Origin of the sequence: Clostridium sp. UBA6640 (assembly GCF_002455975.1) — a bacterium.
In the GTDB taxonomy this organism is placed as follows: domain Bacteria; phylum Bacillota; class Clostridia; order Clostridiales; family Clostridiaceae; genus Clostridium_J.
On record NZ_DKLM01000006.1, the window covers coordinates 15,738 to 30,869 of the forward strand.

The window sequence follows — 15,132 nt, forward strand, 5'->3', positions numbered from 1 at the left end:
ACTATCAATGAAAGGTGATAAAATGGCAAATTTAAAAAGTTATAATACAGCAGTAGAAAAAAACAAAGAATATATACTTCAAATAGAAAGTAATGGACACCAAGGTGAAGGTGTAGGTAAAATAGATAATTTTACTACATTTATAGAAGGAGCACTTAAAGGAGAAGTAGTTAAAATAAAAGTAATTAAAGTTAATAAAAACTATGGAATAGGTAAGCTTTTAGAAGTAATATCTCCTTCAGAGGAAAGGGAGAATCCTATTTGTTCTATTTATAAAAGATGTGGCGGATGCAATCTTCAACATACTAACTATGAAGCTCAGTTAAACTTTAAAACTGAAAGAGTAGAGGAAGTTATAAAAAGAATAGGAAAGCTTGAAAATATTAAAGTACATAAAACTCTAGGTATGAAAAATCCATACAACTATAGAAATAAAGTACAGCTTCCTGTAGGAAGAAATAAAGATGGTGAAGTAGTTGTTGGATTCTATGCATCAAGAAGCCATGACATAATAAATATGGAAAAATGCCATATACAAGATGAAGTAGCAGATAAGGTAGTAGAATTAACTAAAAGATGGATAGAAAAATACAATATAGAAACCTATAATGAAGAAAAACATAGTGGAATCATAAGACATGTAATGATCAGAAAAGGTTTTAAAACTGGAGAGATAATGATAGTTGTGGTAACTAATGGACAAAAGTTACCATATAGTAATGAATTTATAGAGCTTATGACAGAAAATATAGAAGGAGTAGCTTCTATAATTCAAAATATAAATAAAAATAAAACCAATGTTATATTAGGACAAAAGTCAAAAACTTTATATGGAAAAGATACTATAACAGATTTTATAGGTGAATTTAAATTTAACATATCGCCATTATCTTTCTTCCAAGTAAACTCGATACAAACAGAAGTATTATATGAAAAAGCTCTAGAATATGCAGACCTTACAGGGGATGAAACAGTATTCGATGCTTACTGTGGAACAGGAACAATATCCTTATTTCTTTCTCAAAGAGCTAAAAAAGTTTATGGAGTAGAAATAGTACCTGAAGCCATAGAAAATGCAATAGAAAATGCCAAGACAAATAGAGTAACTAATGCAGAATTCATAGTTGGAGAAGCAGAAAAGGAAATACCAAAACTAATAGACAGTGGCATCAAAGCAGATGTAGTAGTAGTAGACCCACCAAGAAAAGGCTGTGAAGAATCACTACTCCACGCAATAGCTAAAATGTCACCACAAAAAATAGTCTACGTATCCTGTGATCCAGCAACCCTTGCAAGAGACCTAAAAATTCTGAATGATTTAGATTATAAAACCGTAGAAGTACAACCAGTAGATATGTTCCCTCAAACAAGTCATGTTGAGAATGTAGTGTTGATAGAGAAGGAATAGGTTGATGATATAATTGTAGGAAATAGCTTCCACATCATCTAGAATAATTTTTGTTCCCTTATACGATAAGTATAGGGGAATTTTTGCTAGGGGGGGCTATTGTGTATGGAAAGTCATATTAATTTTACCTATAGATGAATATGAAACTATAAGAAAATCCAATTTGACTTGTGTATATCAATATGATAGACTGGGCCTGGCAAATTTTATATAAGGGGGAAATATGGTGAAAAGAATAGTAACTTTATTATTGATATTGGTTATGGCTTTCACATTTACTGGATGTGACAAGAAAAATGCAGATGAGATTAATACAAATCAAGATGTTTCTCAAAATATTGGGAAAAAAGATGAAAAGCCATTTGAAGGGACTACATTAGAAGTTTTAGTAGCCTATGGTGGTGCTGAAAATTCATTTGATGCTTTTACTGAAAAAACTGGTATAAAGATTGAATGGTTAAGTATGTCTACAGGTTCAGCTCTTGCAAAATTACAGGCTGAAAATGGAAATACTACTGCTGATATATGGTTTGGTGGTGGAGTAGATAGTTACATAGCAGCTAGGGATGCAGGTTATTTAGAAACATATAAGTCTCCAGAGGTGGAGGCTATAAATCCACAATATTGTGATGCAGATGGAAATTATTCAGGTCTTGCTTTAGTTCCAGCTGGATTTATTGTAAACAATGATATCCTTAAGGAAAAAGGGCTTGAAGCTCCAAAAACTTGGGAAGATTTGGCTGATCCAAAATATAAAGGTGAAGTAATGATGGCTAATCCTGCTATTTCAGGAACAAACTATGCTATAGTAAGTGGACTTATTCAAGCATGGGGGGAAGAAAAGGCTTGGGATTATTTTAAACGACTAAATGAAAATATCGAATTCTATGCTAAGGGAGGCGGAGAACCTCTTGAAAAGGTAGCAGCAGGTGAATTTGCAATAGGAGTCGTTGCTATTACAGGAGGTACTTTTGCAGCTGGGGATACTAATCCAACTAGTGTAGTATATCCAGAGGATTTAATACCTTGGACTCCTGCACCGATAGCTATATTTAAGGCTACAGAAAACCTTGAGGCTTCAAAGGTATTTATAGATTGGTATCTATCGCAAGAAGGACAAGCAATATTAAGAGAAGCAGATGCTAGAATTATGGCTAGAGATGATGTTGAAGCTCCAAAATTGATGAAAGATTTAGATAAGAGTAAACTTATTAACTTTAACTTAGAATTAATGGGTAGTGAGAGAGATTCAATCCTTGAAAGATGGGGAGAATTAGTTGGTGATAAATAGCAAGAAAAAAAAGGAAAGAGTTGAGTTTTCAGCTCTTTCCTTTGACTATATTATTGATAAATTAATTCTATTATTTGTTGTGATAAGTTTACTCGTTTTTATTTTATATCCTATTGTAATGGTAATATCCACATCTGTATATCGAAATGGAGTACTTTCCTTCAATAATTACAAAAACTTACTGACCCCTCAAAACCTTAAATTAATAAAAAATAGTATATTTGTTTCAATCTTATCTTCAGTACTTGGGACTTTTTTTGCATTATGCATTGCAATTTTTACTTTTTTGCAAAGGGGAAGACTAAAGAAAATAATATATCACTCATTGATGATTACCATGATATCTCCACCCTTTGTATCTGCATTAGCATTGATTATGCTCTTTGGACGAAGAGGGCTTATTACATATAATTTATTGGGACTTAGTGTTAATCCTTATGGCTGGCAGGGAATTGTTTTACTTCAAACTATTGGACAAATATCTCTTGCATCCATGATGCTTATTTCATCTCTAAATTCAATTGACTTAAGGCAAGTATTGGCATCAAGAGACTTAGGAGCTACTCCCATAGAAACATTATTAAGTGTAATATTACCTAGCATATTTCCAGGGATTATGTCTGTGTTTTTTTTACAATTTACTATGAATTTAGCTGACTTTGGTACTCCTATAATCATAGGGGGAAAGTATAAGGTATTGGCAACAGAAGCCTATATGACTATATTTTCTGCAGCTGATTTGGGTAAGGGTGCAGCTATATCTGTTCTTCTTATTCCACCAGCTATAATTGCATTTTACTTTTATCGTAAAAACATGTCTAAACTAGATAATTTATCTGATGGGGCTAAAGCTGTTGCAGGTGATAATTATGAATTCAACTTGCCAATGGGTTTTAGAATTATGCTTGGTTTAGTAACAGGAGTATTTTTTCTTTTAATGCTTTTAAAATATGGAAACATATTTTTATCTGCCATATCTACCAATTCATCAGGCAAGCTAGTATTTACTTTAGCACATTTTGAAAAGGTTAGATTTATGTATTTGCCATCTTTATATAGGAGTATTGTTCTTGCTGTAACTTCTGGGATTATCTCTTCTATAATAGGAATATTATTATCCTACTATACTCATAGAAGAAATATCCCTATGATGAAAAATATAGAGTTTATATCATCCTTACCGTATATTATTCCTGGAATATTCTTTGGATTAGGCTATATTGTAGCCTTTAACAATGAGCCATTATCATTGACAGGTACCTCAGCTATAGTTATTTTAAATTGTACATTTAGACATATATCTGTGTCGAATAAGGCAGCAAATGCTGCTTTTATAACTATGGATAAAAAGATTGAAGATGCAGCCAGGGATTTAGGTGCATCGAGATTTAGAATACTTGTGAATATTATTTTACCTTTATTAAGATCTACATTTCTTACTAGCTTCATCAATATATTTACGGCCTGTATGACTACAGTAGGAGCAATTATTTTCTTGGTATCACCAAGAAATGTTGTAGCTAGTATTGAGATGTTTAAGGATATTTCAAATGGCCAATATGGACTAGGAGCAGTAATGGCTAGTTTTTTAATTATCATAACTGTTTCAATTAATCTAGTTGCCATGAAGCTATTAAGCAAGGAGAAGGTGTAGCCATGTTTCTACAATTGAAAAATTTAACTAAACTTTTTGATAATAACAATGGAATCAGAGATTTTAATCTAAATGTAGCGGAGGGGGAGTTCGTGACTATATTAGGTCCTTCTGGCTGTGGTAAAACTACTACCTTGAATGTACTTGGAGGCTTCTTAAGACCAGATACTGGAGAGATTTTATTAGATGGTGTAAATATTACTAACCTTCCCCCAGAAGGAAGACCAATATCTACTGTTTTTCAAAGTTATGCTCTTTTCCCTCATATGAATGTAATTGAGAATGTAGCATATGGTGTTAGATTTTATCGTAAGGAAAAAAAGAAAAAAGCAATGGAAATAGCTAAGGAATACATAAATATAGTTGGGCTTGAGGGATATGAATATAATAGAGTAGGAAATTTAAGTGGGGGACAACAGCAAAGAGTGGCTCTTGCTAGGTCTATGGCGACTAATCCGAAGATTCTTTTGTTAGATGAGCCTCTTAGCAATTTAGATGCAAGTCTTAGAGTTAGAATGCGTGAAGAATTGAAGGAACTTCAAAAAAGGCTTAATATTACTATGATATTTGTAACCCACGATCAATCTGAAGCACTTAGCTTATCAGACAAGGTTGTTGTTATGGATAAAAGCAATATAATACAAGTAGGAACTCCAAAGGAGATTTATTTCTATCCTAAAAGTGAGTATGTTGCTTCTTTTATTGGGAAGTGTAATGTATTAAAGCAAGAGGAAAAAGACTATATTGTTAGACCAGAGGATATTAAAATTATTAAAGATAGTAATGGAGAATATACGATTAAAGATAAGATATTTATGGGGAAAGATACTGGGTATAAAATTACTAATAATCAGCATACTCTAGATATAAATTTATCTGGAAAGGAAAGTAGTGATTTTGAGGTTGGGGATATGGTGAATATAGAAATTGAACATAGAATTAACATATAGAGACTGACTTGGCTCAATTCATTCTCAAAGCAACAGTTTTTAAAATTGTAACCATACTATTTCTTTTAGCAAACTCTTTTATATAAATAGATTCTATACAAAAATGGTTTGCATAATAAATTACTATAATTAAATTTACACAATAATAGTATGGTAAAATATGAAAATAATATTTAAGAAGGTGAAATTATATGATAATTGATTGCCATTTACATGAGAATAAGTATTCTTGGGATAGTAAGCTAGATTTATATGAGGCAATAAGTGCAGCAAAATCAATGGGTATAGATGGTTTGTGTGTGACAAACCATGATAATAATTTACTTAGAAATGAGATCGGTGATTCTACAAAAATAGATGGAGTTTTAGTTATAGTAGGGGCAGAGATCTTAACCTTTGAAGGTGATATTTTGACCTTTGGCTTAAAAGATATACCTAAGGAAATGATTAGTGCAGAGGAGCTTTTGACCCTAGTTAAGAAAAATAATGGTGTTGCAATTGCTGCTCATCCATTTAGAAATAATAATAGAGGCATAGGAAATAATATGAGAAGATTAGCTCCTCTATTATCAGGTGTTGAAGCTTTTAATGGAAGCACTAGTTATGAACACAATATGCAAGCGTATCATTTGGCTAACGAACTAAAACTCCCAACATTTGGTTCAAGTGATGCTCACGTTTTAGAAAAAGTAGGTGTTTACGCTACATATTTTGAAGAGTATGTAAGAGATCATAAAGATTTTATTGAGGCTGTAAAATATTCAAAATATTATCCAGTTATGAAAACAGAGGCAAATAAAAATGTTGTTTATGTTGGCTGTAACTAAAAGAAATCAATAGGCTGTAATACTCTTTATAGGTTTGTGTTAGTGTATTGGACAAAAGTTATGTATCATTGCTAAATTAATAAACTTAACAGGGGGGGGCTAAGGGGGTACAAACTCTTAAAGCCCCCTTTCTTTTTGCGTATTAATACCATATTTTCGCTTCAACTCATGTGGAGACAGTGGTGAGGTTTGTATAAGGGATGGTTCATAATTATATCTTAAGTAAATTTAGATTATATAACTAAACCCACCAAGAAAAGGCTGCGAAGGATCACTACTCCACGCAATAGCAAAAATGTCCCCATAAAAAATAGTCTACGTATCCTGTGACCCAGCAACCCTTGCAAGAGATCTAAGTAGAAGTACAACCAGTAGATATGTTTCCGCAGACGGCTCATTGTGAGGTTGTATGCCTGTTGCAGAGGGTTGATAAATAAAATAAAAATCAGAAAAAAGGCGTGAGTGAAAGTGAACTCACGTCTTTTTTGTAGCTTTATTTAGAAAAGAGATTCAAATGAAACAGTTTAGAATAATAGAACCAGTCATAGAGGAAAAAAAGAAATTAAAAGTAGCAGCATATTGCAGAGTGAGCACAAAATTTGAAAGTCAGCAAAGTAGCATTGATTTACAGGTATCGCATTATGAAACAAAGATACAAAGTAATACTGAGTGGGAGTATGCAGGAGTTTATTTTGATTACGGTAGTGAGCTGAGACAAAAAGGACGTTCTAATTTAGAGAAAATGATAAATAAGGCGTGTAATGGTGAGATTGATTACATTCTTACAAAGTCTCTCAGTAGATTACCTAGGAATGTTTTAGATACATTAATTATCATAAGAAAATTAAAAGAAAGGGGCATTAATATGTATTTTGAAAATGAAAACCTTAATTCAATTGATGATGAAGCGGAATTTGCAATCACTCTTAGTGGCATCTTGGCTCAGGAAGAAAGCGGAAACTTAAGCGAGAATATTCAATGGGGATACCAACGAAAATTTGAAAATGGTGATATATCCACCAAATACAAAAACTTTATGGGCTATAAATGTGAAAATGGTAGCTTAGTTATTGTACCGGAGCAAGCAGAAGTCGTGAAATCAATGTTTCAGCTATACTTAGATGGAATGACATTACAACAGATAAAAGAGTATTTGGAGAGCAAGAAAATCAAAACAACTACTGGTAAAGAGGTCTGGGCAACATACGTTATTCAAAAGATGCTTAAAAATGAGAAGTACAAGGGCTGTACTATGTTTCAGAAGACATTCACTACGGATTATATATCTGGCAAAAGAAAAGTTAATCATGGAGAGCGAGCAAAATACTATGTGGAAGACACCCATCCAGCTATTGTATCAAAGGATATTTTTGATAGAGTGCAAGAGGAAATGAAACGACGTGAAAGAATTGTGTATAATGAAGACGGTAGTATAGAAGCATCTAAAAGCAAATTTAATAGCAAGTACTTTTTAGGCAATTTGCTAGTGTGTGGAGATTGTGGTGAATCATATCGTAGAAGAACCGAACGTGGTAAAGTTTTGTGGAGATGTGCTACCAGAATTGAAAGGGGAAAAGAAGAATGTGTCCTATCCCCTAAGTTAAATGAAGAGTGGTTAAAAGATCAGCTCTCAGAACTAATTTGTGGCGCACTTATAATGAGGACGTAGTAAAAAATAAGGTGCAAAAAATCGAAGTGTATGATGGGTATATTTTAGTTAAAGGATACGATGGACCCAATATACAGGCTTATTAAATTAGGGGCACCGCTTTTCTTAAAAAGTATGTTCAGTAAATGAGTGGGACACAACGATTATATAGAAAATAGGAGTAGGGTCTGTTCCCTGCTCCTATGAGAATAAGCTACTAAGAATAAAATCCTCAACAGTTCGAGGATTTTATTCTTGGCAGTTTATATATTTTATTTCAGAATAATCTGTAAAATTATGTCCAAGTTGCTGTTTTCCTGTTGAATATTTACAGGGAAAGATATACAATTATACTAACAATGTTGTTTTTATCGTTGTTCTACTTAGGAGGTATAATTGTGCTATTATATGTTGCAAAAAGTGAACTTATAAACCTCAAGTCCGGCGAAATATTTCTAGTTCGTGATCTATTCAAAGGTTATGAATGGAATAGGATCTCTCGCAGTGACCGACTCCTCCTAGGCACTTTATTCCTAAATTATATCAAGAACGATGATTTAAGTATTGTCCCGATTGAAAAGACTTCGTCGGGGCAGCAGAGGTATAAAACAAGAGACTATATAGATAATTTTCAGGAGGATAAATAATGGATTTTACTAATAAAATACAAACATTGCGTAGCAAAGCCCAGGAAACACAGGCTGCAAATAAAATTATTGATATGCTTAAACATATAGAGTCCAAGAACGACAAGGCTACCTCCTATCGCTGGATTTGGGAGCTTATTCAAAATGCAAAAGATGTTGCTAATTCCAGTGGAATAGTCGATATAGTAATTAATTTTGATGAACAAAATAAAATTATTGAATTCAAACATAATGGTAAGCTTTTTTCCACTAAAAACATAATTTTTCTTATTGAGCAAGTTTCCACAAAAGAACGAGGTAAGTTAGAGAATAAGATAAAAAAAACAACAGGGAAATTTGGCACAGGTTTTTTGACGACTCACCTGCTTTCGAAGAAAGTAAATGTATCAGGCTATTTGCAAGATGATGATGATAACGATGATATAGCTTACTCTTTTAACATTGATTTAGATCGTTCTAGTAATGATCAAAATACAATAATTAGATCGATAGAAGAAAGCTGTATTCAACTTGATAAGAATTCTACTAAAGTAAACGGTATTATAAATGAAGATGATTTTAATACTTGCTTTACATATAGTTTAGATAATAATGGTATTAAAACAGCTAAAAATGGATTGAACAACCTTATTGTATCCGCACCATATGTATTTGCTTTTGTTCCTGAAATCAATTCTATTACGGTTTCCGCGACATTATCAGATAGAAAATATCATCAAACGATTGTCCGAGGTGAAACTAAAAGTAGCAATCTGGAAAATGCAACGTCAATGTCTGTTAATGTAACAACAAATGGAAAAAAAGATGAGCGATTTATCTTCGTGCTAACAGATAGTGAAGAAACCAATTTGGCAATTGCTGTTGAAGTGGATATTCAAAATGGTGACAGATTTATAAAGTCAGCAAATCAATATTTACCAAAACTATTCTGTGACTTCCCACTTCTAGGGACCGACGATTTCTCATTCCCTGTAGTCATAAATAGCTCAGCGTTTAACCCAACCGAACCACGAGATGGAATTTATTTAACAGATAAAGAATTCGACGACGAAGAACCATTGGATATAAAGGAAAATAAGGATACCATTGTTAAAGCTACTGAGTTATATATTAAACTCTTAGATTATTTTTTATGCCAAAACTATAAGGCTATTTATAATATTACTAAAATCTCAGAGCCACCTGTTAAAGAGTGGTTAAGTGAAGATTGGCTAAATAATAAAATCATAGATAGACTTAAATCACATATAAAAGAAGTTGATCTTATTGATACCCATGGTGGCATGAGAAGACCCTTACAAGATGATTGGGGTATGGATTCTGTTCTCATTCCAAACTATACTAATGAAAATATTAGATTAAACCTTTGGAAAATATCAAGCAAATTTGTCCCAGATATGCTACCCAAATATGAAGAACTAGAGTGTTGGTATAATTCTTTATGGGATGAGCGCCACAACTATAGTGTTGAAGACTTGATTAAAAAGGTCGAGAGCTTTAAAAACGTAGCCACATTAAATAATCAAATAAATGTAGAGGTATTTACTTGGTTAAACGAATTTTATGATTTAGTATATTCAACGGAGCATGGGTTTGCATCTAAATTAAACATAGAACCTTGCATAGTACCAAATCAAAATGGAGAATTTTGTTCGCTTAGTACGCTATTTTACGATTACAATATTGAAGAAAAGTACAAAGAATTATCACTGTTACTGGATTTGGATTTAAAAGTCAAATTAATAGATAAAAGAGTAGCGACTAATTTGTCTCAAAAGAAATTCGTTCGTAAGTTTAAATTTGATGATATGGTTTCAGAGTTTCAGAAACAATTAAAATCAGATTCTTTAGCCACGGAAGAATTTTATCGAAAAATACTTTGCCTAAAATTTCAAGATATTGAAAAGCAAACTTTGATTTTGGACATCCTTAAAGATATTTATAAAAATTATTCATGGATAACCTATAAAGTGAAGAATTTTTCTGATGAGCTCTTTGGATTGGCATTAAACTTTTGGATTCAGAAAATATGTAATGATATTTGTGAATATGGTTCAATGGAAATCTTAATTAATAGCTGTAACTTTAAAGATGAGTCAACAGCTGTCGAATGGCTCTCAAGACTTATAGATTATATAACAAAACAAGGTATGGATTATTTGCTTGACCGTATATCGATTTTACCGAATCAAAATGGCGAATTTAAGAAAGCGTCTGAATTATCTTTAGATTCAGGGGAAATCGAGGAAGTAGTCAAAGATGTATGTCAAATAGTTGGTTACAATATTAGAGAAATACTGTTACTTAAAGATATATTTTTAAAATTACCTAAAAATAGAACAGTCAAAAATGATCAGTTTGCTGATAAAATAGTAAATTATATTAGAGCAAATAAAAACAAGTTGGGACAAACTTCAGAAGAAAAAAATGTTTTTCAAAGTTTTTATAATTATTTACGAGGACACCGCTCTGAAGAATATATAAATACTCCATTTAAGGAATTATGTTCTAATTTACATTGGTTCTATAATGATGATGATATTGCTGAAAATATGCAGAAAGTTGAAGAATACAGCACTGTTCTATCTAAGTATGGCCTATCAAGCGTAGAAGAATTAGAGGGCATTTTAGCACGCACTCAAGTAGAAATTAAGCCAAAAGAAGTAACTGAAATTTCTAAAGAATTTCTTGCTGAGTGGGGCATTTCAACTGAAGAAGAATTGAAATATGCCTTATCTAATAACATATTTGGTGCTGAATTTCTTCATGACTCTACTAGAAGTCTAGAGATGTTCAATTATGTAAAAGAGATATTGGAACGTTCTCAACGAAATATTTTGGACTATTTAAGAAAACAAAATGATTATGATATTTCAGATTGCATGCAAATTAGTAAGACTATTTTTGTGATTAAAAAGCATAATACTGAAATTTACTTAATAACACGTCCATCAGATTGTGGGCAAGTTGTTCTGTACTATGATTCAGAATTTGATCTTTTAGACTATGAAAAAGATTGTGAGTTATGGGTTGAGGATGGAATAAATGAACCCCAAAAGCTTACTTTTGGAAAGATATTAAAACTAACAGGCGTTAATAAGATACCATTAAGGAGCCTTCGAAAAAATGATTGATATTGATGAAGTTATAAACTTAATAAAAAATCCAACAGCTCAAAATATAATTTGCAGAAAATTGGAATTTAGACCCCAAAATATAGCATTCTTTATTGCAGCATTAGCTAATATGGATTGTGATTATGGGTATATTGTAATTGGAATAAGTAAAGATGAAGCTAATTATATTGTACATGGCATAAGTGCTGAATTTAATATGTCTGAGCCAATAAAACGCGCTCTTAGCTTAGTATCAGATCCTCCTTTATTAGAATGGGATCGTTTCAATGTGTCAAATAAAAATATTTATGTGATTAAAGTTGTAAAAGCAGAAACTCTAGTTTCATTAACAGATACCCAAGCTACTTTGTCACCAAGAGACTCGTTTATTAGAGACCTTTATTTAGCTTGTATTAAACTACAATCTCGTAGAATTTTTATAGATGCTTCCGAGGACGAACGAAATGATTTTATTGGTGATCTACTTCAAACTGCAGGATATAATATTAAAGATCAGACTAGACGTGGGGTTTCTGCTACAGGCAAATTATCTGGTGAAATAGACTTATTTATAGAAAATAATGGAATGCCTTTTACAATCATAGAAGCGCTAAATTTAAGCAGTTTAAATACATCTTATCTAAATGCTCATCTGGATAAAATCTATTCTTATGATACTGCTGGTAATTTATTTAATGTATGCCTAGTGTATGTGAAAACAAGTAATTTTTCTTCTTTTTGGGAAAAATACTGTAATCATGTTAAACAACACATTTATCCTGTAATGTTAGTTTCTTCAGACACGGATGCTGACAAGGAGTATCCTTGCTCTGAAATAAGGTTTATAACAACTACCCATAATCGTTCTGGCAAAACAACAGTACTATATCATATGTGCGTAAGGATCCATGACTAATATTTTATAGTAATACTTTAAAACATTTGATTAGTTAATACTTAATGGGAGGCATTTAATATGGATGTAGATGAATACAGAAACCAAGTTAGCACATTCTCAGAAATTCCATTAATGAATGATATGTATAGTTTCTTTTATGATGAGACTGGAAACATTCGAAAGTTTAGGTTAACTGAGAATGGTGTTAATGCTGATGAAGGTATTGCTAACGACTTTATTCTTGGCGGTGTTTTATTCAAAGGTGATTCACCTTCATGCAATTTAGATTTATTATATAATGAGTTGAAAATCAAAGCACTTGAAATTAAGTTTAAGACCTTGGCTGGTAGAGGATCTGATTTCTGGACAGCAATAGGAAAGAAGCCAATTCATCAATTTCTTACATGGCTAGAAAGCAGTGGTCCCTATGTCCATTACGCTACTTTAAATAATATGTATTATTCAATCGTAGATATAGTAGACTCACTATTTGTCGCTCAGCCACAGTTTAACTTTGGACCAGAATGGGTACAAGCCTTGAAGGCAAGCTGGCATAGATTTGTTTTAGCACATCTGGATGAAATTCTAGCTATATTTTATAGATACGATTATCCAAGTTTATTGAAAGCTGATATTAAGGATTTTTGCTATGAACTTAGTGATCTTATACAGTCTTATGATGAAGACGATTTCTATTTGGATAACTTCAGGCAGTTGCTGAAAACAAATGGACGCAGAGGCGAATTATTTTTCGTTGAAGATAACACACCTGGTTTATTAGTTGAGGAATACTCAGGTTTAAGAACGGGGCGGTGCGCATTATTTAAGAATGCTATGCACTATTTTGATGAAGAAGCAGAGGCTGAATCATCGTTAGAGGATATGCCTTTTACTAAGGATGGAGTAAAACTAAACAATTATAAGTTTATAGATTCTAAAACAGAAAGATTAATTCAAGTTTCAGACGTTTGGGTAGGATTACTCGGAAAATTATTTTTTGCGCTTGATCAATCAACGCCTAGCAGTATAATTGAAAAAATAGAGACGCTTAATAATGAACAAAAGGAATGTATTAGAATAATAAATTTACTAATTGATAGATCTGAAAAATTAAATAGAGGTTTGATTCAGAATGTAAACAGCATTGAAATGGTGCAGCATAGAGGATCACTATTAGTTTTGATGAACCAGTTGGCGCGACCAGTCAGCGTTGAATCATTAGCAGAAAAATGCAATAAATTGGAGGGATGTAATTGAAAAAAGAATATATATTGTCTGATGCAAAGTTCGTCTATTCTAAGAATGAGTTAGGATATCAAGAAGTTTTGGATGATTTTAAAAATGCTGAAGAAATTATTATTGTGACTTACAATATTTCAGGAAAACAGTCACTTCTCATCCAAAAATTAGTTGACACACCTTTAGAAACAAAAATAAGTATATTCACCAACATTCCTTCACGTTGGGATACATATTATAAGGATACTTATAGAAAGGCTGCAAGAAAGAAAATAGATGTGTATTTAACTAAATTGAAACCAGATAGCATTGGAGAGAAAGTTAGTATTTTCTTTAACTTTGACAACCATGGTAAAATAATAATGACAAATAATGTGGTATATTTAGGTTCTGCAAATTATTCTGAGGAAAGTAAGAACAACAGTGAATCTGGAATTATCAGTCGAGATCTAGATTATATTACATACTTGAAAGAAGAAATAACGAAAGAACTAGAGAAGTCATCAACACCATATTTTGAATATGATTACCTTCCTTTGTTACTGGAAGTTAAAATGAATTTATCAAATTTATTCGCTCTTAAACAAGAATTATTTGATCAGGTTTACTTTTATTATGACGATTTAGATGGAAAAGGATATTTCTATAATGACACAGAAGAAAGATTAAGCCAAATAACAATTGATAATATTATTTTAGAGTTAGATAAATGCTCAGAACTCTTTGGCACCATTTATGATGTGGCTGACCAATTAACTGATGATGACAGTATCCTAGATGAATTAAATGAGTACTATGAAAAGCTAAGATCTTTAGTGAATCAATTTGAAGATGTATCTTGTAATGAAGAAATATATGAATTAGCTTGTTTTGATTCTTCAGAAAGGGCGAATCAGATAATTCAAGATGAATATAGTGCAGAAGCATATGATGAATATTTAGAGAGTTATGTTCAAAAGGCAATGGATAGTGTTCATGAAGAATTCCAAGAATTATGTCAAGAAGCAAAAGATGAATTAGATAACATGCTTAAGATTATAGATAACTATTTAGATTTATCTAAAAAAGCATTAGATAAATTCGAGGAATTGGAGTTTAGAAAAATAAATGATGATATCGATAACACATAATATAATTCAGATGGACAACCAGAAAACTATCTTCTCCATCGGCATAGGAAAAATAGGCAAAACAGCTCATACAGAAGAACTGAAATAAAATCAAAAAAGTTTTATTGGCTAACACCTATAAGTCAAAAATGAATTTGATAGAGGACTGGGACAATAACTCAATGATAGAATGCTTAAAATGAGATAAAATCTTGAATCAGGATGTCATAATTCAGTTTATTACCGAGGTTAAGTTTGAAAAAAAGAAGACTATTGTGCTCTGTTTTTGAGAAAATACCTATCCGCCAAGGAACCACCAGCTCCCCACGACATCATTTTTGTTTA

General features: G+C 32.0%; 11 protein-coding genes and 1 pseudogene. All 12 read left to right on the forward strand.

Annotated elements, in window-relative coordinates:
- The first annotated feature begins 7 nt into the window (after window positions 1–7).
- On the forward strand, window positions 8–1,408 hold the full coding sequence (rlmD, locus tag B2W91_RS00730) for a 23S rRNA (uracil(1939)-C(5))-methyltransferase RlmD (protein ID WP_291578360.1): 1,401 nt from the start codon (window positions 8–10) through the stop codon (window positions 1,406–1,408).
- Window positions 1,409–1,634: 226 nt separating this feature from the next.
- Window positions 1,635–2,699, forward strand: a complete 1,065-nt coding sequence (locus B2W91_RS00735; protein ID WP_414633091.1) for an ABC transporter substrate-binding protein — start codon at window positions 1,635–1,637, stop codon at window positions 2,697–2,699.
- A complete protein-coding gene (locus B2W91_RS00740) occupies window positions 2,689–4,353 on the forward strand; it encodes an ABC transporter permease (protein ID WP_291578347.1) in 1,665 nt (554 codons plus the stop codon). Before B2W91_RS00735 ends, B2W91_RS00740 begins: the two co-directional genes overlap by 11 nt.
- Window positions 4,354–4,355: 2 nt before the next feature.
- Window positions 4,356–5,303 carry an ABC transporter ATP-binding protein gene (locus B2W91_RS00745; RefSeq protein WP_291578348.1) on the forward strand — a complete coding sequence of 316 codons (948 nt, stop codon included), beginning with the start codon at window positions 4,356–4,358 and terminating at the stop codon, window positions 5,301–5,303.
- Window positions 5,304–5,494: 191 nt separating this feature from the next.
- Complete coding sequence (locus B2W91_RS00750; RefSeq protein ID WP_291578349.1) at window positions 5,495–6,130, forward strand: PHP domain-containing protein; 636 nt, start codon at window positions 5,495–5,497, stop codon at window positions 6,128–6,130.
- 241 nt (window positions 6,131–6,371) lie between these two features.
- Window positions 6,372–6,567 (forward strand): annotated as a pseudogene (locus B2W91_RS00755) (23S rRNA (uracil-5-)-methyltransferase RumA); the annotation flags it as partial.
- A 77-nt stretch (window positions 6,568–6,644) separates the two neighbouring features.
- Window positions 6,645–7,799, forward strand: coding sequence for a recombinase family protein (locus B2W91_RS00760; RefSeq protein WP_349680767.1), 1,155 nt, complete (start codon window positions 6,645–6,647; stop codon window positions 7,797–7,799).
- 338 nt (window positions 7,800–8,137) lie between these two features.
- Complete coding sequence (locus B2W91_RS00765; protein ID WP_291578361.1) at window positions 8,138–8,425, forward strand: single-stranded DNA-binding protein; 288 nt, start codon at window positions 8,138–8,140, stop codon at window positions 8,423–8,425.
- Window positions 8,425–11,559: a sacsin N-terminal ATP-binding-like domain-containing protein gene (locus B2W91_RS00770; RefSeq protein ID WP_291578350.1), complete on the forward strand. Its 3,135-nt coding sequence runs from the start codon at window positions 8,425–8,427 to the stop codon at window positions 11,557–11,559. The genes B2W91_RS00765 and B2W91_RS00770 overlap by 1 nt, the downstream gene beginning before the upstream one ends.
- On the forward strand, window positions 11,552–12,457 hold the full coding sequence (locus tag B2W91_RS00775; RefSeq protein ID WP_291578351.1) for an RNA-binding domain-containing protein: 906 nt from the start codon (window positions 11,552–11,554) through the stop codon (window positions 12,455–12,457). The genes B2W91_RS00770 and B2W91_RS00775 overlap by 8 nt, the downstream gene beginning before the upstream one ends.
- 60 nt (window positions 12,458–12,517) lie before the next feature.
- Entirely contained in the window at window positions 12,518–13,696 is a 1,179-nt protein-coding gene (locus tag B2W91_RS00780) for a DUF3800 domain-containing protein (RefSeq protein ID WP_291578352.1), read from the forward strand.
- 14 nt (window positions 13,697–13,710) lie between these two features.
- Window positions 13,711–14,808: a 6-phosphogluconolactonase gene (locus B2W91_RS00785; protein ID WP_291578353.1), complete on the forward strand. Its 1,098-nt coding sequence runs from the start codon at window positions 13,711–13,713 to the stop codon at window positions 14,806–14,808.
- The last annotated feature ends 324 nt before the right edge of the window (window positions 14,809–15,132 follow it).

Excerpts from the sequence above, each read along its gene's own strand:
- rlmD (WP_291578360.1), top strand. The coding sequence starts at position 8 with ATGAAAGGTGATAAAATGGCAAATTTAAAAAGTTATAATACAGCAGTA.
- B2W91_RS00745 (WP_291578348.1), top strand. The coding sequence starts at position 4,356 with ATGTTTCTACAATTGAAAAATTTAACTAAACTTTTTGATAATAACAAT.
- B2W91_RS00750 (WP_291578349.1), top strand. The coding sequence starts at position 5,495 with ATGATAATTGATTGCCATTTACATGAGAATAAGTATTCTTGGGATAGT.
- B2W91_RS00760 (WP_349680767.1), top strand. The coding sequence starts at position 6,645 with ATGAAACAGTTTAGAATAATAGAACCAGTCATAGAGGAAAAAAAGAAA.
- B2W91_RS00765 (WP_291578361.1), top strand. The coding sequence starts at position 8,138 with ATGTTGTTTTTATCGTTGTTCTACTTAGGAGGTATAATTGTGCTATTA.
- B2W91_RS00770 (WP_291578350.1), top strand. The coding sequence starts at position 8,425 with ATGGATTTTACTAATAAAATACAAACATTGCGTAGCAAAGCCCAGGAA.
- B2W91_RS00775 (WP_291578351.1), top strand. The coding sequence starts at position 11,552 with ATGATTGATATTGATGAAGTTATAAACTTAATAAAAAATCCAACAGCT.
- B2W91_RS00780 (WP_291578352.1), top strand. The coding sequence starts at position 12,518 with ATGGATGTAGATGAATACAGAAACCAAGTTAGCACATTCTCAGAAATT.